Annotated in this window: 24 protein-coding genes; 4 read left to right on the top strand and 20 right to left on the bottom strand. The window is 59.5% G+C overall.

The annotated features are described in order from the left end of the window. Position 1 precedes the first annotated feature (1 nt). From PSEMO_RS16530 to PSEMO_RS16440, 18 genes are all read right to left on the bottom strand, one after another. Positions 2-859 carry a head maturation protease, ClpP-related gene (locus PSEMO_RS16530; RefSeq protein WP_075804064.1) on the bottom strand — a complete coding sequence of 286 codons (858 nt, stop codon included), beginning with the start codon at positions 857-859 and terminating at the stop codon, positions 2-4. Positions 860-862: 3 nt separating this feature from the next. Next, positions 863-2,173 carry a phage portal protein gene (locus PSEMO_RS16525; RefSeq protein WP_075804063.1) on the bottom strand — a complete coding sequence of 437 codons (1,311 nt, stop codon included), beginning with the start codon at positions 2,171-2,173 and terminating at the stop codon, positions 863-865. Positions 2,174-2,323: 150 nt separating this feature from the next. Beyond that, positions 2,324-4,003: a terminase large subunit gene (locus tag PSEMO_RS16520; RefSeq protein WP_075804062.1), complete on the bottom strand. Its 1,680-nt coding sequence runs from the start codon at positions 4,001-4,003 to the stop codon at positions 2,324-2,326. A 3-nt stretch (positions 4,004-4,006) separates the two neighbouring features. Further along, complete coding sequence (locus PSEMO_RS16515) at positions 4,007-4,507, bottom strand: terminase small subunit (RefSeq protein ID WP_075804061.1); 501 nt, start codon at positions 4,505-4,507, stop codon at positions 4,007-4,009. Between the two features lie 158 nt (positions 4,508-4,665). Beyond that, the gene (locus PSEMO_RS16510) at positions 4,666-5,004 is read right to left on the bottom strand and encodes an HNH endonuclease (protein ID WP_075804060.1); all 339 of its coding nucleotides are present in this window, start codon (positions 5,002-5,004) and stop codon (positions 4,666-4,668) included. A gap of 124 nt (positions 5,005-5,128) precedes the next feature. Then, entirely contained in the window at positions 5,129-5,323 is a 195-nt protein-coding gene (locus tag PSEMO_RS16505; protein WP_075804059.1) for a hypothetical protein, read from the bottom strand. Further along, entirely contained in the window at positions 5,320-5,649 is a 330-nt protein-coding gene (locus PSEMO_RS16500) for a hypothetical protein (protein ID WP_075804058.1), read from the bottom strand. The genes PSEMO_RS16505 and PSEMO_RS16500 overlap by 4 nt, the downstream gene beginning before the upstream one ends. Then, positions 5,649-6,020 (bottom strand): chemotaxis protein, encoded by a 372-nt coding sequence (locus PSEMO_RS16495; RefSeq protein WP_075804057.1) that lies wholly within the window; start codon positions 6,018-6,020, stop codon positions 5,649-5,651. Before PSEMO_RS16495 ends, PSEMO_RS16500 begins: the two co-directional genes overlap by 1 nt. Before the next feature lie 138 nt (positions 6,021-6,158). After that, positions 6,159-6,500, bottom strand: coding sequence for a hypothetical protein (locus PSEMO_RS16490; RefSeq protein ID WP_086937237.1), 342 nt, complete (start codon positions 6,498-6,500; stop codon positions 6,159-6,161). Positions 6,501-6,611: 111 nt separating this feature from the next. Next, positions 6,612-7,097 (bottom strand): hypothetical protein, encoded by a 486-nt coding sequence (locus PSEMO_RS16485; RefSeq protein WP_144443584.1) that lies wholly within the window; start codon positions 7,095-7,097, stop codon positions 6,612-6,614. A 157-nt stretch (positions 7,098-7,254) separates the two neighbouring features. Further along, on the bottom strand, positions 7,255-7,833 hold the full coding sequence (locus PSEMO_RS16480; protein WP_075804055.1) for a hypothetical protein: 579 nt from the start codon (positions 7,831-7,833) through the stop codon (positions 7,255-7,257). 2 nt (positions 7,834-7,835) lie between these two features. Continuing rightward, the gene (locus PSEMO_RS16475) at positions 7,836-8,132 is read right to left on the bottom strand and encodes a hypothetical protein (RefSeq protein WP_075804101.1); all 297 of its coding nucleotides are present in this window, start codon (positions 8,130-8,132) and stop codon (positions 7,836-7,838) included. Between the two features lie 241 nt (positions 8,133-8,373). Next, positions 8,374-9,675, bottom strand: a complete 1,302-nt coding sequence (locus tag PSEMO_RS16465) for a tyrosine-type recombinase/integrase (protein WP_075804053.1) — start codon at positions 9,673-9,675, stop codon at positions 8,374-8,376. Further along, positions 9,672-10,100, bottom strand: a complete 429-nt coding sequence (locus PSEMO_RS16460) for a VRR-NUC domain-containing protein (RefSeq protein ID WP_075804052.1) — start codon at positions 10,098-10,100, stop codon at positions 9,672-9,674. The genes PSEMO_RS16465 and PSEMO_RS16460 overlap by 4 nt, the downstream gene beginning before the upstream one ends. Further along, positions 10,097-10,393, bottom strand: a complete 297-nt coding sequence (locus PSEMO_RS16455; protein ID WP_075804051.1) for a DUF1364 domain-containing protein — start codon at positions 10,391-10,393, stop codon at positions 10,097-10,099. The genes PSEMO_RS16460 and PSEMO_RS16455 overlap by 4 nt, the downstream gene beginning before the upstream one ends. Next, positions 10,375-10,578, bottom strand: a complete 204-nt coding sequence (locus tag PSEMO_RS16450; protein ID WP_075804050.1) for a hypothetical protein — start codon at positions 10,576-10,578, stop codon at positions 10,375-10,377. Before PSEMO_RS16450 ends, PSEMO_RS16455 begins: the two co-directional genes overlap by 19 nt. Further along, positions 10,565-11,953: a replicative DNA helicase gene (gene dnaB / locus PSEMO_RS16445; protein ID WP_075804049.1), complete on the bottom strand. Its 1,389-nt coding sequence runs from the start codon at positions 11,951-11,953 to the stop codon at positions 10,565-10,567. Before dnaB ends, PSEMO_RS16450 begins: the two co-directional genes overlap by 14 nt. After that, positions 11,946-12,611, bottom strand: coding sequence for a helix-turn-helix domain-containing protein (locus PSEMO_RS16440; protein ID WP_086937236.1), 666 nt, complete (start codon positions 12,609-12,611; stop codon positions 11,946-11,948). Before PSEMO_RS16440 ends, dnaB begins: the two co-directional genes overlap by 8 nt. Positions 12,612-12,792: 181 nt before the next feature. Here PSEMO_RS16440 and PSEMO_RS16435 point away from each other — a divergent pair, with 181 nt between their 5' ends. Then, positions 12,793-13,011 carry a hypothetical protein gene (locus PSEMO_RS16435; RefSeq protein ID WP_075804048.1) on the top strand — a complete coding sequence of 73 codons (219 nt, stop codon included), beginning with the start codon at positions 12,793-12,795 and terminating at the stop codon, positions 13,009-13,011. A 287-nt stretch (positions 13,012-13,298) separates the two neighbouring features. Here PSEMO_RS16435 and PSEMO_RS16430 read toward each other — a convergent pair whose 3' ends face one another. Continuing rightward, on the bottom strand, positions 13,299-13,475 hold the full coding sequence (locus PSEMO_RS16430) for a Cro/CI family transcriptional regulator (RefSeq protein WP_075804047.1): 177 nt from the start codon (positions 13,473-13,475) through the stop codon (positions 13,299-13,301). Between the two features lie 88 nt (positions 13,476-13,563). Here PSEMO_RS16430 and PSEMO_RS16425 point away from each other — a divergent pair, with 88 nt between their 5' ends. The 3 genes from PSEMO_RS16425 to PSEMO_RS33510 are packed head-to-tail and all read left to right on the top strand — an operon-like array spanning position 13,564 to position 14,978. Beyond that, on the top strand, positions 13,564-14,415 hold the full coding sequence (locus PSEMO_RS16425; RefSeq protein WP_075804046.1) for an XRE family transcriptional regulator: 852 nt from the start codon (positions 13,564-13,566) through the stop codon (positions 14,413-14,415). Between the two features lie 16 nt (positions 14,416-14,431). Further along, positions 14,432-14,656 (top strand): hypothetical protein, encoded by a 225-nt coding sequence (locus PSEMO_RS16420; protein WP_075804045.1) that lies wholly within the window; start codon positions 14,432-14,434, stop codon positions 14,654-14,656. After that, positions 14,646-14,978: a hypothetical protein gene (locus PSEMO_RS33510; protein WP_178392010.1), complete on the top strand. Its 333-nt coding sequence runs from the start codon at positions 14,646-14,648 to the stop codon at positions 14,976-14,978. The genes PSEMO_RS16420 and PSEMO_RS33510 overlap by 11 nt, the downstream gene beginning before the upstream one ends. 32 nt (positions 14,979-15,010) lie before the next feature. Here the strand turns inward: PSEMO_RS33510 and PSEMO_RS16410 are convergent, their stop codons facing one another. After that, positions 15,011-15,322: a DUF1654 domain-containing protein gene (locus PSEMO_RS16410; RefSeq protein ID WP_075804043.1), complete on the bottom strand. Its 312-nt coding sequence runs from the start codon at positions 15,320-15,322 to the stop codon at positions 15,011-15,013. Positions 15,323-15,655: the final 333 nt, after the last annotated feature.

Here is a 15,655-nt window from a genome sequence, read left to right as displayed (position 1 = left end):
GTCACTTTCCTTTCAGAGAATTGAGGAGATTGGTTGCCGCGCTCAGTGAGGCGGAGAGGTCTGGCGCGACAGCGCGGGGCTTATCGGTCGGGGCAGCGTTATGCGTACCCCCGCCGGTAGCGCGAGGCATACCGGACTTGAAATTGGCGAAAAGCTCGCGGCGCTCTGAGCGGGTCATGCCCGCCTTGGCCAGTGCCACGTCCATGGCTTTAAGCGCATTTGCTTGAGTGGACTCCGTCGTCTCCCGCTCCGCGATCTCGCTCGACGAAAGCAGGCCGGTGGCCAATCCAAGCTCCACCGCCCGCTTGCCGCGGATGTAGGTTTCGTCGTCCATCAGCTCTGCCATATCGGCGGCAGACTGGCCGCTGGTTTCGGCATAGAGGTCGGCCATTGCAGCATCGAACTCCTGCATATCGTCCGCTACGGCGCGCAGGTAATGGCGATTACCGGCTAACCAGGTCCAGCAGTTGTGGATCATCAGAAATGCGCTGCTGGCTACCTGCCGGTCCGAGCCAGCCAGGTAGATGATCGAGGCGGCACTGGCGGCCATGCCGAGAACCTTGGTGGTGACCCTGTGCTTGTGCTCAAGCAGACGGTTGTAGATGGCGATGCCCTCGAACATGTCGCCACCTGGCGAGTTGATGTAAACCGTCACATCCTTGTCGCCGATGGCACGCAGAGCACTATCGATCCGACTCAAGGTCACACCCTCGCCGTACCAATCCTCGCCAATGACGCCGTAGATTGTGATGGTGTCCGAGGTGCTCTCTACGGCAGCCTGGATCGCAGGATTCCATTTTTCGAGCGCGCGCGGGCTTATCTCGCTGCGCAGGCCGCGAGACTGAATTTTGTGTTTCATGGGTTACTCCCGAGGGTTGCTGCCGCCTTCCTGCAGCCATGCTTTCAGGGCGTCACGAGCCGCGTGCCCGTCGTTTTGCTTGCCAAGTTGATCAAGCGGTACCAGGTTGGATTGAACAGTGAGCACGTCCCCGCCGGGCATGCTCGGAAGATTCTCCTTGCGCCGGCCCTCATTGCGGGTCATGTAGCCGTTTTGTCCCATGGTGCTGAGATAGGATGCCCGCCCGGAGCTGTCTGCACGCAGGAACGCCTCCAGCGAGAACTCCGAGTAGAAGGTGATCCGGTCCACTGCTGTCATGCACCACTTGTTCACACACTGCTCAATCGGAGCGGTGTAGGACATGATGCAGTAGGTCAGAAAAGCAATCTGCTGCTGCTCCAGACCAGTCCCCCAATTACTGCCCTTGTCGGTTTTCATCACCATCCAGGGTGGTACGCCGAACCACCGGCAGATTTCCTCGATGCTATGCCCTCTCGATTCGAGCAGCTGCGCATCCGCAGGGTTGATGCCAATCATTTCAGGCTTCACCCCTTGCTCAAGAACTGGGCTTTTGCCGGCATTCAAAGCCCCGGAGATCGTCTTGACGTACTCGCGAAACTCAACACGCTGTGCGGGGTTCAGCGTCTTGTCTACCGAAAAAGCCACCGTAGGCATCATGCCGTTACGGAAGGTGCTATTTGCGGCGTCATCTGCTGACATCGCCGCGCCGAACACGTCCGCCCCGTAGCGAATGGCGGAAAGACCAACCCTGCCATCCAGGCTAAAAGCCGGGATGTGCAACATATTCTGTCGCTCGATCTCCCGTCGCGCCCCCTTCCGCGGCCTGAAGTAGTACCTCAGTCGGCCATCGTCATCGAACTCTAGCTCGACCCGCGAGGGCATCAGAAAGTCCAACGCGATGACACGACCGGCAGAGCGATGTATCTCGCAATAAGCGTTTCCCCAAAGCAGCATCGAGGCAACTACCGCCTGCCAAAAATGGAAAGCAGCCATATCCTCGTTCGGGCTGGTATGCACCACGTCGTACAGTGGAAAGTCCCGCGCACTCTCACGACTCCCATCCGGCATCCGCTTGTAGATACTGAGCGGCAAGCCAGCGACGGAGGTCGAGATAATACGAACACAGGCCCACACCGTGGAAAGGCGCAGCGCCTTGTCCACGCTGACCGACTTCCCACTGCTGGAAGACGCGCCGAGGAAAGCACCCCAGAATCCGCCATCCGATAGCTTGACGGTCTTGCCAAACCATTCGCTCATACTGGCTGAGGGCTTAACCGCAGCAGCCCCCAACGCTTGGGATAGGCTTTTAATCACTGATCAGCCCTCGACGAAGGAAGCCGGCGACGCAGAAGAAGCTCGCCGATCCAGCCAGCAAGGCCCAGCCAGTGCCAGCCAGGACCCAGACCCCGGCGCATGCAAGACAGAAGGCCGCCACGGCGCAAGCGTAAAAAAAGTACAGTGCGTTCATGCGATCAGTGGGTCCCGAATGCCTGCCATAAAGTTGTCCATTCCCCCGCGGCCTTCAGGATTGAGGCTGATCAGAGAAACAGCGTTGAATGTAGCCATCAGCGGGTCGATCTTGGCTGTGCCGGAAGCTTGCTTGGTGATCAAGAAAGCGTTGGCTGAGGGCACCCCTTTGGCGTTGCCACATGACCAGGCCATCAATGGTTGCCCGCAGTGCAGAAGCGTGCCCTCTGCAAGCTTGCGCTCCGTTGTCTTGATCGCACCCGTCAGTTTCCAACCTTGGGAAATGCCAACGATCTTGTCTTCCTCGACACCCGCATCAGCCAGTGCATCGAGCACCGAGCCAATTCCCGCAGGATCGAGGCCGACCTTATCCAGCAACCCGGTCTCGTTGATGCGCTTGACGATGGCGGCGAATTGCTCAACGTCGTCCCCAATGCGCTTGACGATTGTCAAGTCGCCAACCGCCTCTAGGTCCTTGAGCCGTGGAGCTTCCGACTTGCGCCGCTCCAGCACCGATGGATGCGCCCAGGCGTGTGCCCAGTGAAACCATCTGCGCGTTCCGGCCTCCCGCCCAATGACCGCAAGGCCGAGCAAGTCGTCCAGGCCGCCCCCGTCTCCCCCGACATCGACGACTTCGCATCGATCAAGAAGTACATCCAGAGTGAGCCATGTCGCCGTCTGGGGCTCCCAGAATTCAGCGCCGACCCAGGCGTCCGACATGAGCGCCAAGCCGATTTCAATATTGAGGTGCTTGGCCAGGAAGCCGCGCAGCTCCGCCTCTCCGTCGATCTCCGCTTGCATGAACAAACGTTCAAGCGTTGGACGATCAACGGAGAACCCCATGTTAGGGTTCACCAGGTGGAAGTTCTCGGGCTTGCGGGCCTCACCGCTATGGATCATCTCTTTCGAGAATTCGTAGATGATTGGGAGGAAGCGATTGTCGTCGATGCGACCATCACGGACCCCGCGCGCGTAGCTTAACTTCGACTTGAACACGCCCGCAGGCGGTTCATTCGACTGGGTCGTCAACCAGATGATGAAGCCTTCCGGCCTCGACAGCAGTCCGCCTGTTGCTTCGCGGATCATGTCCGCCGCCTTTGGGTTTTTGCCGAACAACCAGGCCTCGTCGATCAGCACGCCGACCGCTTTCTTGCCACCGACTACATCGCTATCAGCAGCAACCACCTTCAACGTCGCGCCGGTTTCCCGGTGGGTAATCAACCGAAGATGGGGCTGCACATGCAGTAAATCCTTCAGCTCGTCATCGTTGCTGACCATGTCCTTGGCCGGCACGAACGAATTGTCGGCAATTTCTTTCGTCGGCGCGAGAATGATGAACTCGGCAGACTTCCGCCAATTTCGAATCAAGGCCGTCAGCATGATTGCGGCAGCGATAGTCGATTTACTGTTCTTCTTCGGGATGCAGAGCATCACCTCCCGAATCAAGCGCTCACCAGTTTCGCTGTTGTAACTGCCGAACACCGCTCCAGCAAATGCAAGCACCCATGGCGCGCAGGCACTCGCTATTGTCGGGCTGCCAGGTGCATCGACAATACGAAGCCCTTTGAAAACCTCAAGGCAATCTTCAGCCTCCTGCGGAAACAGTGGCTCCGGAATGATCGACTCGCCCGCAGCCAGGCGACGCCACCAATCGGGGCAGGCAGTGGTCCAAAGCATGCGTCACCCCCTGACGACCGTGAGGGGTGGCTTGCTTTGGGAATACTTGCCCTTCCCCGCCTCTTTCGCGGCTTCCGCCTTTTGCTCCTTCTTTCCAGCGTCAGCCTTCTTTCCGTGGACATAGGGCACGGCGGTCTGCGCAGCATTGCGCCGATCAAAGACCTTTGCCCTGGGCTCGTTCATAAGCGCGAGCAACCACACGAGAGGATCATTGGTTGACGGCAGGCAGGTGAGGAATTCGCCATCCGCCTCAGCAATCCCGGCCGGGTCTTCAGCGATCTCCTCGGCCTTCGCCTTGCCGCGTCGCTTCTTCGGCTCAGGGTTAACACTGAGCTCGGCTCGGCGGGCCAGAATTGCGGCAGCAATCTTTGGATCATTGGCCCATCGCGAACCGGCCGCGGCAGCCGTTGAAGGCTTGCTGCCGGCGGCTTCGGCCGCTTCTTTGTTGGACGCTCCCCGAGCCTTAGCGTCAACAAACTGTCGTTGTTTGTCTGTTAACACCATTAACAAAAACCTTTAGGGGGGAGAAAAATGTGTACGTGGGGTCGGAGGCGGTCTAGTCAGATGAGAATCGCTATACTTTAAACCGCCCTACCCCTTGTAGCACGCCATTGACGTGCAAGCGAGGTGCCTCAACCTGCGTCGCGCCATTCCGCTGACGGTCAGCCGGCCTGGCCTGCGGCCTCCTCGGCCTGCTTGACCGAGTCGTGGCAAAGCTTGCACAGCGACTGCCAGTTGCCCTCATCCCAGAAAAGCTCCTTGTCGCCGCGGTGAGAAATGATGTGGTCTACGACGCTTGCTGCGGCGGTCCGGCCGTTACGTTCGCAATAGACACACAACGGGTGGTCGCGCAGGTAACGCTCGCGGGCCTTCTGCCATCGGTAGTCGTAGCCACGCTGCGAGCTGGTCATTCCGCTTCGCCAACTGCCAGGTGTTACCACCTGGACGCGCGACCCACTGACTTCCTTGATGCGGGAGCCAAGGGTCCTGAGCCTGTTCATCGGGTCCAGCCCACGGTTACGTGACCGGCAACCCAGAGCACGCCCTCGACGCACGCCCAACCAATTATCCCGAGTAGCGCCAAGGCGCCAACGAAAAGCAGCGCATTCGTCTCTGGTAGCTGGTTCATTGCTTCGCCTCGCGGATCTGCCGGACCACATCGTCGGCCCGCTGCTTCACCTCCAGCACTTGGCCGTCGAACGTGCGAACGATGGCGCAGATGCCGTGCCACTTGCTGCTGGCACCGGCCTCGTCGACGCGCGCGATCGCTTCCGCCGCCAGGTGAGTCTTCAGGCCGTTGCTATTGGTTAGCGTAATCACGGGTTCGTCTCCAGCTGGGCCCTGGTAAGGGCTTCGTCAGCTTTGTCAGCAGCTTGGGTTGCAGTGGTCGCCGCATTTGAAGCGCTGGTGGCGGCGCTCTCGGCCTTCTGGGTCAGCTCATCCAGGCGTTTGTCACGCTCAACCATTGCGGCGTCGTAGGCATGGCGTATCTCATCCACCTGGTGGGCCTGGGTGCTGGCCATCGACCAGTAGGCAGACTGCCAGCCAAGCACAGCGCCGCCTACGATAAGCACGGCGGCAATCAGCCAGACCTCTACCCGACGCCACCAGCGGCGGGCGATGAACTCCAATGCACATCTGTCCATCAGGACGCACCTCCAAGCTTGCCACGCAGGCGGGCGATCTCCTCGCTCTGCGCGGTGACGCGGTCAGTCAGCTGGCCGACCTGGCTGGTCAAGGCCTCGATCTTGCCTTCGAGCCGTCCGACGGTTGCGGCCAGCTCATTGCGCTCTTTCGCAAACTGGTCAGCGCGAGCCTCTGCCAGCTTTCGAGCTTCACGCTCGGAGTCGAGCAGCTCATTCAGCCGGCGGACTGTGCCGATATCGGCGTTATCCATGGCGCGGTCCGCAGCGTCCTTCGATAGGAACTTGCGAAGCCAAAGGAATCCGCCAAGCAGGACTGTGCCCGTACCGCCCAACCAAGTGGCCGTTCCAGGCCCAAGATCCGTCGGGTCCATTGAGACTCCAGAACAAAAAAGGCCCACCGAGACGGCGGGCCTTTGAGATTAATGCAACGTCCGGAAGCCTGGCTTACCGTCGATGCGCAGATACATCTATCGTTCCACTTAAGCACCAACCAAAGGGTGCTTCCGCGATCACAAGCAGACCTGGTTCCAAGCCTTGGCGAACTCAGCAGGGCTTAAGCCAGAGTCCCTTTCAAAGACAACCAAGTCCCTGCTTGCTGCGATAAACCTCTGAAAGCCGGTATAGCCTCCAAATGAATTCTTCGAGTTCACTTCCCCGCAGAATTCGTTCTGGTTCCTGAATTCTGCACTGCCTGGATCCTTTAACGCCCCAGTGGCGAATTCGCGCGCCATCCGCTCAATTTTGATTTTTGTCATTGCTGCCTCGCTGGCAGCCTTTTGTTCAGGCGTCTTCTCGCCGCAACCAGAAAGGATAAGCACCGCAACCGACAAAGCCACAGTCCATCGAATCATTAGCTTTCTTCCCTGCTCGTGGATAAAGCCAGAGATAGTATCAATACGAGACGCTACTGCGCCCCTTCAAAAAGCCCAGCACGGTGGCTGGGCTCGGGAGTGCGACGGGAATCAGTTCTTGATGAGGATACTGGAAGGGTCCAGCCTGGCCACAAGCCGATCAACGATCAGCATATATACAGGGTCAAAAACTCCCGCTTTCACTGCCTCAATAGCGAGAGAGACACCGTGGCCTTGCACTTCGAATAGATAGCCGTCTTCACAAAATTGGACGCCCATACTGAATATATAGGTAGTCCGACTATCGCGATCCTCTGACACCAAGGTAATGGCGATGGAAAAATCAACCTTACCCTTTGAGCTGCTTAATTCTATCCAGCGCTTTTCTTGGAAAGAGTCTACCGACCCCTCGCCCAATCTAACGTAGCGCTCGCCAACCTTACCATCAGGGTGATTCCACCTTTCTCCAGGCAGGCCGAGGTACTTCCCAAACCCGGCGGCAAGGTCGCCAGCGGCTTTGGAGAGGAGATGCAACTGAGTGTGAAGCGCAGTTTCGTGACTCTCGTAGCGCTTCTGCAGGTCAGCGTAAATGGACATAATCAACTCCCTATGATCGAGCATGGCAAGATGCCACATATGGAATTGATGAGCCACAAAAAAGCCCAGCGCATTGGCTAGGCTTTTTATTGTCGCTCCTCTGCAACGCGCAGGAATGACAGGATGGAGAAATAATCGGCCATGCGGCCATCCGATGTCAAGCGGCACTTTTTATGGCAAGGCCCTCATTCACCAAAATGATCTCGGCTGCGTCCAGCGCCTCCTCCTCCATGCCCTCCAGGACATCGTCGATGGCCTTCCTCCAACGCCTCCGGGTGCGCTCCGGCCTGGCTTCGGGATCCCAACGATTGATGTCGTAGAACTCGACAGGCAGAACGATCATATCGCTGGAGCGCTTGCCGTCTGCACCTTTGAGCTTGGGGATAGCCCAGGCCGTCACCGCGTTGATGATGAACAGGCGGGGCGCGTGCGAAGCGATCAGAGGATGCAGCCTGCCGATGGACTGAACCTTCCGCGCCTTGTGGGTACTGTACTTCGCCACCAGCACATCCCAGTGCCGCGGCTTCAGCTGGCTGTGCAGGCGGGCAAAGACCCAGCAATCAGCATCCCGCCGAGTGATGCGACCCTCCTCAATCGACCGCCCCAATGTGGCCAAGTCACGCCCATCGGCCCTGCCTGGCTCGTAAAGCTTCTGCCAGGCCTGCTTGCTTGTGTTGTCGATGGCCTCGGCAGCCAGGGCCGAGACGACCGCTGCGAGCACGCTTCCGTAGATCATGGTCAATCCCCTGTGTAGTTGGCGCCGCCCGCACCAAACCGGTTGCTCTCTTGGCGCCGCGGGTTTCGCAATTCGTTGAGCTGCCGCTGTACGGCCTGCAGCTTGAAGTTGAGCTGGATGACCAGCTCGTCCAGTGGCAGGGCATTGCCGGTCAGGGCCTCGACCCAACCTGAGCCGTTACACTGGCCGCACGCAATTTCGTGAAACAGCGGCTTGGTGACTCCTTTTCCTCGACAGGCCCTGCACTGGGCCAGGTCGATCAGCTCCTTCCTGAGCGAAGGTCCGTGGCTCTTCTTCATCATTGCCCCGTCTTCACCCAGCGGCGGATTCGAAGCTCGCAACCACTGATGAGGGTGACGCCGTTCGCGCACCCGTAATGAGTAGCTCGACGCTTGCAGCCGCAGTGGCACCGAGGTCTCGCCCTGGCCGGCTTCGGCTCCATGTACCGGACATGGCTGCTGCTGCCGACCTGGCCCCATCCATCGACACCACCGCGCATGGCGGCAGATCGAGCTGCGGGGGAAAGCCTGTTCAAATCGGTCATTTGGAATCCTCGCTTTTTACGGATTCGCCAATTGCCCCGGAGCCCTCGCCAGCCGTGGCGTTGGGAGCAATATGCGAAATTTCATTTCCGGTCTCTGTCGAGCCGTGAATAGCGGCGAAGCCCTTGCTGTCTAACCAGGCATGCCACTTCTCCAGGGCTTCCCGCTTCAGCTGCTCCGCCGAGGTATGGATGTAGGTCTGCACGTTGCGGGTCAGGGTGTGGTTCACCAGCATTTCGCCAATGAGGTAGTCCACACCGAGATCGGTCCAGCCGGTGCGGGCGACTTTCCGGAGGTCATGGCTCGTCCATTCGCCTTGCCCGAGCCGGGTGAAGGCTGCACAGGCCTGGCTCTCGGTGATAGGTCGGCCACTCTTGCCTGGGAACATGAACGCGCCCTGATAGCCCCTGCCCTGCTGCCACGACCGGTACCGCTCCAGCAGAGCAAGCACCTGGCGGGTCAGTGGTAGGCGATGCTCGCACCGGGTCTTGGTGTTCTCCGCCGGGATGAACCACTCGCCTTGCTCTCCTTGCGTCAGGTGCGCCCAGCGGGCCTGGCGGGTCTCGCCGACCCGAGTGCCTTGGCACAGCATCAGCAGAGCCAGCGTGCAGTCCACTGGCGCTTCATCGAACCCGTCATGGAGTTGCTGCAGCACAGCTTCCAGCTGGACGCCGCGTAGGCGGGCCGCCTTTGGCACGATCCTGGCCGTCGTGAAGTCGGTGAACTTGAAGCCGGCGATCGGGTTGGTGGTGATGAGCTTCAGCTTGGCTGCCTGGCGGAACGCGACCACCAGAACACCCCACATCAGGCGGACATAGGAGAGTGACAACTCGGCCTGCGCTGGCCACATGAGCAGCTTGTCCAGGGCAGATCGAGACACTTCTGAAATCGCCAAGTCATTGAGTCGAGGCTTCAGGTGGCAGCCGATGGCAGAAGCCGCGGTGGCCTTGCGCTTGGATGAAAGGCTGCGGTCGCGAGAATGGCGGTCGCCAAACCAGTCGAGCAGCTGACCTACCGTGTGCAGTGTGCCGGCAGCCGCTGAAGCCTCAGGATCAACGGCGAGACGCTCGCGGATCCCGGGCAGCGCGCTGATAAGGTTCTTAACCGGTAGCTCAGGATACCCGGCGATTTTTTTCCACTTGTGACCGGAGACCAGGTACCAGGTGCCGCGATCGCGCCGCTGGCCGAACCGCAGGTAGATCCCGGGGAAACGAGCATCGCGAAGGTCGCGGGCAGTACCTGACGCCGCCTGACGCTTGATCTCTGCATCCGAGAAGGTGACCAATTGAGTAGCGCTCATGCTGCGACCTCCGTTTTCGGTAGCAGCAGGTAAGCTCGAATCATCTCAATCGCCTCGATGGAGCCGCGACAGACGATAGCCAGATAACCCTGGCTGGTGAGTCGTTGAAGGAAGGCATCCTGGCTGGCCGACACCGGCGCATCGAACGGTGGCTTGGCCTTGAACTCGATGTAAAGCCCGAAATACCCGCCGCGCGCCATCGGCAGGACCAGGTCAGGCACCCCGGCTTTGACCCCCTGCCCTTTAAGCTTGGCAGCGACAGCCTTCAACCGGTGGCCACCATTCGGGACGTGGTAGATCAGGCTGTAGGCTTGCGGGAAGCGCAACTGCAGCTCGGCCATCAGCGCGGCCTGCTCCTGCCCTTCCCGATCAACAGGTTTGGTGCGGGCTTGCTTGGCGCGATAGGCGCGCATTGGCGCCGTCATGCCTTCACCAACCCTTCCCGGACCAGTTGGTCCTGGGTTCGCATCACGCCCTCGGCGTGCAGGCGGCGGGCCTCATCGCGGCTTATTGCCTGGCGGCGACCATCGATCACGTCGTGACAGGAACTGCAGGCCCAGGCGCCCTGTAGGTCGCTCGGCTTCGAGCCGACGCCGCAGGTCCCGGCGAGCCGATAGTGGGCCAGCACGACGGTTTCAGGGTTGCCATTGCAGACGCCCGGGATACGCACCTGGCACTCCCGGCCGCGCGCGGCCTTGGTCAGTTTCGATTGCCGCATGGGCTCTCCTCGCCGTGAAGGTCAATGACTTGGTAGGCGCTCGGCCACATCTGCCGGCCATGGGCATTCGCCAGGTCCTCGTCGTGGTAGAGCGCGATTGGTTTCTGCGCCTTGCCGGCCAGGCCGAACAGGTCGGACCTGCAGTACAGGGCGTAGCGGTATTCGGCGAGGTCAGGCTTGAGCATCGTGCGGCCTCCCGCGGTATCTCGTTGACAGCGGGGTGACCTTTTCAGGCTTGGGCACAACAGTAGGCATCCAGCCAGCAGCCAGATCCTCGAAACGGTTGTACTGCCCGAGGAACGCAGCGCGAACAGTGCCCACCTCGACATCCCGGCCCTTCCCGATGATGATCTCGGCGATACCCTTGGCTTCGGAGTGCTCGTTGTAGACCTCGTCGCGGTACACGAACATGATCACGTCGGCGTCCTGCTCGATGGCCCCGGACTCACGCAAATCGGAGGGAATCGGGCGCTTGTTCGGGCGCTCCTCGCACTTGCGCGAAAGCTGGCTCAGCAGCACCACCGGAATCCCCAGCTCCCCTGCAAGCAACTTGCATCCGCGACTGATACTGCTGACTTCCTCGGTGCGGTTCCCGCCGTCGCCCTCGACGAGCTGGAGGTAATCGATCATCAGGATGTCCAGGCCATAGCGAAGCTTGTGCCGGCGGGCCAGGGAGCGGATCCGACCTATCGAAGAGCCCGCTTTGTCGGCGATGTAGAGCGGTGCAAACTGGATGAGCCTGGAGGCGGCTGCCAGCTCGGTACCATAGTCTTGGCAGGCGGTGCCGTTCTTGATCAGATTCAGCGGAATACGCCCCTCGGCGGCGGTCATCCGATCAATCAACTGCCCCTTGTTCATCTCGAGACTGATCACCAGCGCCGACTTGCCCTGGCGAATGGCGGCGTTGGTTATAAACCCCATGGCAAGGGTCGTCTTGCCCATCGCTGGGCGCCCTGCAACCACATAGAGCAGGTCAGGCTGTAGCCCGCCGGTCTTCTCATCCAAATCAGTCAGGCCGGTTGAAAGCCCGATCAGGGTTTCACCACGAACATATCGGTCATGCCGCTCCTGCCACACTTCAATCTGCTCGCCCATCACGTCGCCGGCCTTAACGATCTCGTCGTCACTGGTGGCGCTATCGATGGCCATTGCCGCAGCCTGGACAGCAGCGATCTTGGACTGGATGCTCTCGCTGCCCTGGGCCACCTCGATGGCGTGCTCGCCCAGGCTGTACAGAGCGCGCTCGATGGCCCGCTCCCGAACGATGCTTGCGTAGGTCTTGGCACTGGCGACGCTGGGAGTGTTGTTCACGATCTCGGCGCAGTAGGCCAGTGCCCTGTCACCGTTCGCCAAGAAACCAATCCGATCAGCAACCGTGAGGAAGTCCACGGCGCCGCCGGCGGATCGCACTGCGAGGATGCCTCGGAAGACCTCGGCGTTCTCGGCGAAGTAGAACGATTCCGGGGACAGGTCCTGGCTCAGGGTGTCGATCAGTTCGGGGCGAATCATCATCGCGCCCAGCAGGCCGTGCTCGGCCTCGGCGTTGTACGGGTCACGCATGGTAATTGCCCTCCACCACCTTCACGAAATTGGTCGGTGCAATCAACCAGTCGAAGGTGCAGCGGAACGAGCTGCCAGCCTGCCCCTTGATCTTGCCCATCAGGAAGTCGCTGGTCTGGACCTGGGCGAAGAAGTCACGCCAGAAGTCCAGGTCCTGATGCACCTCACTCTCTGCCCAGCGCGCCTTGATCTTCGCCTTGCGATCCTTGTTGATCAGGACGACTCGGGGCAGCTCCGGCAATAGCTCGTTGAACAGGTCCACGATTTCTTCGACCGGGACGGACTTTGCGGGCGCGCCGGTAGCTACTGACGGTTCCCTTACGGTTCTATTACGGTTCTGGGGGCAGGAAATGCCGGGGTGTCCGGCATCTGGTGCCGGGGGGCACGAAATGCCGGGGTTATACGAAGAAGGGCTGACGACGTACCAGGTTGAGCGCCCTGCCCGCTGGTTTGCGACAAGGATTTGGGACTCCTCCAACCAGCGCAGAGCGTTGCGAACAGCTCGTTCGGAAAGACATGTGCGCTCAGCGATGCGAGCCACCGAGGGCCAGCAGACGCCGTCGTCGTTCGCGTTGTCAGCAAGCGAAACGAGCACGGATTTCTGTGCAGGGCTCATGCCCTGGAGCGGCCAGCAGGCCGTCATGACGATCGTGCTCATGGCTCGCCCGCCTGACACGACAGGTTCGGTGCATCACGGAAACCTGACGCGACAGCGGTATTGCTTGCGTCGTAGTTGATGTGCATAATCGACCTCGAAATGTTGTTGAAGAGACCGCCCTGCCAGGCGGTTTTTTTATGCCTGGGGTTCAGGCGTTACACCGAAGGCCTTGGAGGCCAGCATGAAACGGTTGAAGGATTTGCTCGCTCGCTTGAAGGCCAAGCACTGGGATGAGGAGCTGCGAATCCACGACAGCGAACACTTCTCGATGATCGGGTTCGACCGGCCTCCCCTTCGCCGCGCCTGGGACCAGCACAAGGCGGTCATCAAGCAGGTCGGCGCCTGGTTGCTTGCCCTAATCGCTGGAGCTCTCATCCTTAAGCTGCTGGGCCTGGCTTAAGCGCCCGGACCTCACGGCATCTGCCGCTCGCGCCAGAAACCGAAGGCGCGCCTCGTCCGGCAAAAGCGGATCAAAGCTGACGTGGGTTTCCGGGAACGAAACGCTGCCGCGCCTGTTGGAATCGCCAGCAACCATGCCTGCCAAGAAGCACACCGCTGCCGCCCCGAACCCGGCGCCAGCAGCCAGCACGAAATCAACCACCATCGCCCCTCTCCTACTGTTCAAATCCACAGGTATGTTGTGCATCTACTGGCGCAAGGCCAGCGGATGGATAATTTGGCTGTCGGCTAAGCCGCCCTACCGCCTTGGTCGGCACGGAGCTTCCCGCCGGTGATCCGCTCGATCTGATACTGGCGCAGCTCGGGCACAGCCTCCCACTGACGGACCGCCTCGTAGGTGACCCCCAGCGCTTTCGCGAGCGCGGAAATCGACCCGAAATGTTGAATTGCTTGGCTTTTGGTCATTGCGACCTCCTTTGCTCATACACACATTCAAGCATGCTTGCATATTCAAAACAAGCATGCTTGACAAGCACTCTTGTAGATTGCGCTCATGAAAACGACAGACCGAATCACCAAACTCGTCCTAGCCCGCCGCCCGGAGATAGGTGTCCGCAATGTGAAGCGCGATATCGCGAATACCTGCGGCATTAGCTATGAGGCGGTTCGTCAGTGGTTTGCCGGCGATACCGAGAACATAAAGAACGAGAATCTGGTGGCCCTCGCCGACGGGTACGACACGACTGTCGATTGGCTTCTGTCCGGAAAGGGTGAGCCTCCTCGCAAGGTCGAGAGCAAGCCGCAGGCAGCCAAAAGCGATGCATCCAGCGGCTCATCGGCAGAGGTTGTTCGCAAGATGCTTGAGAAGCACGGCAAGGGACTCACGCCAGAAGCCCGCCAAAGCATCATTCAGGCGGTCGAGTCGGACCCCAGCGGCGAAAGTGACAGCGGTTATCTCCTGGAGGCGTCGTCGCATGAGGCTGGCGAGATCCGTATCCCTCAATACGACATACGCGCAGCCATGGGCCACGGCCAGGTTCCGTCTGAGTACAGCGAGGTCGTCCGGAATGTAGTGATTCGCGAGGAGTTGCTGCGCGAGAAGGGAGTAACCTACACGTCAGCACAGGCCCTGGGCGTGATCACGGGCTGGGGGCAGAGCATGGAGGGCACGATCAACGACAAGGATCCGGTCATCGTTGATCGCGGCGTGAACAGCTATGAGGGCGAGGGTGTTTATGTGCTCACCTGGCACGGCGATCTGCTGATCAAGCGACTACAGCGCAAGGATGAAGATCACGTATGGCTCATCTCCGACAACCGAAACTACGAGAAGCAGTCGGCCCGGATTGATGACGTCGTCATCCATGCGAAGGTATTGCTGGTATGGAACGCTAAAAAGGTTTGAGCTGGAGAGCGCAGGTATGAACGATAGCGAGATCATTAAGCTGAACGTTGCGGTAACGAGGCTCGCAAGACTGGCGGTCCTCCAAAGCTCAGCCATCATGCAGCTCAGCGCTGCAGTGCTCAGTACGGGCGAGCTCGATAATGCTACCCGGAGCGAGATTTACGAGATGTTCACTGGCCTGCAAGAGCACATTGATATACTTAATGAGCTTAAGGATCTGGGGCTGACAGATGGCGAATGACACCGTTGATATACGCTTACTCCAGGCGCAATATGATCGCGTGAGCCGCGACCTTGATCACGAGCGTAGAAAAAATGGCGGACACGAACCTCCAGGAGGAGATGGCGTGGACACTAGAATCATCAACCTTGAGCGCGACATGACCGACGCCAAGATTGCATTGGCGAAGGTCGAGACTCGTCTTGAGCATATAGAGAAAACCATGCTCACAAAGGGTCAGACTGCGAGCTATGCATTGCTCGCTGGCATTGCTATTTTCGGAGCCGGTTGGTGGGTCGTACAGCAGTATCTGGCGCCAATAGTGGCAAGTCTAGGCAAATGAAAAGCCCGCTTCGGCGGGCTTTTTTATGCCCCTCAGAACGGTGCGTCTTCCTGGAGGAAGATCAAATCCCCTTCCCTGTCGACCGTCCGGTCATCAGCGGTCGGCTTGTCCCACTGCAGTATCACTGAGCCATCATCGCAGAAAGTCATGTCCAGAGCGTCGGTATCGGCCAGCAATTCCATGATCGCATCCCAGTCCTGATCACTGTCTGTATCTAGGCGGTGAATCAGTACCCTCCTCCCCAGTTGTGCCAGCGGCGAGTTGATCATCTCTGAAACCCTCAGCCCTAAGCGCTCCAGGCTGCTCAGCTCATGGGGTTGACCAGCTTTTTCCTGTGCAAACATCCGACACCTCCTACATGCTGTATGCATGTACAGTATTCGAATTTAATGCAAGCGTGCTTGCACTTTCATCGCAAGCATGCTTTTATAAATGCAAGTTCGCTTGTGTTTGAGCGAACCGGCAGCTACGGCAGCCACCGCTCTTTACACAATCAGACGTGACCACCGCGACGCACCCAGGCCATTACCTGGGTCGGGAGAAGCTAAGCCGCCGCCCATGCAGCCTCTGGATAGCTGCCGTACTCCCCCATGAGAGTACGCCAAACCATGCGAGCCACCTGATGCGTAGCCAGTAGCTGCAGCAGGCAGAGGTGGGGAAACCCGGCGACGAGCATG

The sequence above is a fragment of the Pseudomonas putida genome (assembly GCF_001941965.1).
Lineage (GTDB): Bacteria > Pseudomonadota > Gammaproteobacteria > Pseudomonadales > Pseudomonadaceae > Aquipseudomonas > Aquipseudomonas putida_L.
Note: the sequence above shows the minus strand (reverse complement) of the source record. Positions and strands in the feature narration are given on the sequence as shown.

Bases quoted from the DNA above. Each gene is read 5' to 3' on its own strand.
- PSEMO_RS16530 (WP_075804064.1), bottom strand. From the start codon at position 859: ATGAAACACAAAATTCAGTCTCGCGGCCTGCGCAGCGAGATAAGCCCG.
- PSEMO_RS16520 (WP_075804062.1), bottom strand. From the start codon at position 4,003: ATGCTTTGGACCACTGCCTGCCCCGATTGGTGGCGTCGCCTGGCTGCG.
- PSEMO_RS16515 (WP_075804061.1), bottom strand. From the start codon at position 4,507: ATGGTGTTAACAGACAAACAACGACAGTTTGTTGACGCTAAGGCTCGG.
- PSEMO_RS16510 (WP_075804060.1), bottom strand. From the start codon at position 5,004: ATGAACAGGCTCAGGACCCTTGGCTCCCGCATCAAGGAAGTCAGTGGG.
- PSEMO_RS16500 (WP_075804058.1), bottom strand. From the start codon at position 5,649: ATGGACAGATGTGCATTGGAGTTCATCGCCCGCCGCTGGTGGCGTCGG.
- PSEMO_RS16495 (WP_075804057.1), bottom strand. From the start codon at position 6,020: ATGGACCCGACGGATCTTGGGCCTGGAACGGCCACTTGGTTGGGCGGT.
- PSEMO_RS16490 (WP_086937237.1), bottom strand. From the start codon at position 6,500: ATGATTCGATGGACTGTGGCTTTGTCGGTTGCGGTGCTTATCCTTTCT.
- PSEMO_RS16485 (WP_144443584.1), bottom strand. From the start codon at position 7,097: ATGTCCATTTACGCTGACCTGCAGAAGCGCTACGAGAGTCACGAAACT.
- PSEMO_RS16480 (WP_075804055.1), bottom strand. From the start codon at position 7,833: ATGATCTACGGAAGCGTGCTCGCAGCGGTCGTCTCGGCCCTGGCTGCC.
- PSEMO_RS16475 (WP_075804101.1), bottom strand. From the start codon at position 8,132: ATGAAGAAGAGCCACGGACCTTCGCTCAGGAAGGAGCTGATCGACCTG.
- PSEMO_RS16465 (WP_075804053.1), bottom strand. From the start codon at position 9,675: ATGAGCGCTACTCAATTGGTCACCTTCTCGGATGCAGAGATCAAGCGT.
- PSEMO_RS16460 (WP_075804052.1), bottom strand. From the start codon at position 10,100: ATGACGGCGCCAATGCGCGCCTATCGCGCCAAGCAAGCCCGCACCAAA.
- PSEMO_RS16455 (WP_075804051.1), bottom strand. From the start codon at position 10,393: ATGCGGCAATCGAAACTGACCAAGGCCGCGCGCGGCCGGGAGTGCCAG.
- PSEMO_RS16450 (WP_075804050.1), bottom strand. From the start codon at position 10,578: ATGCTCAAGCCTGACCTCGCCGAATACCGCTACGCCCTGTACTGCAGG.
- dnaB (WP_075804049.1), bottom strand. From the start codon at position 11,953: ATGCGTGACCCGTACAACGCCGAGGCCGAGCACGGCCTGCTGGGCGCG.
- PSEMO_RS16440 (WP_086937236.1), bottom strand. From the start codon at position 12,611: ATGAGCACGATCGTCATGACGGCCTGCTGGCCGCTCCAGGGCATGAGC.
- PSEMO_RS16435 (WP_075804048.1), top strand. From the start codon at position 12,793: ATGAAACGGTTGAAGGATTTGCTCGCTCGCTTGAAGGCCAAGCACTGG.
- PSEMO_RS16430 (WP_075804047.1), bottom strand. From the start codon at position 13,475: ATGACCAAAAGCCAAGCAATTCAACATTTCGGGTCGATTTCCGCGCTC.
- PSEMO_RS16425 (WP_075804046.1), top strand. From the start codon at position 13,564: ATGAAAACGACAGACCGAATCACCAAACTCGTCCTAGCCCGCCGCCCG.
- PSEMO_RS16420 (WP_075804045.1), top strand. From the start codon at position 14,432: ATGAACGATAGCGAGATCATTAAGCTGAACGTTGCGGTAACGAGGCTC.
- PSEMO_RS33510 (WP_178392010.1), top strand. From the start codon at position 14,646: ATGGCGAATGACACCGTTGATATACGCTTACTCCAGGCGCAATATGAT.
- PSEMO_RS16410 (WP_075804043.1), bottom strand. From the start codon at position 15,322: ATGTTTGCACAGGAAAAAGCTGGTCAACCCCATGAGCTGAGCAGCCTG.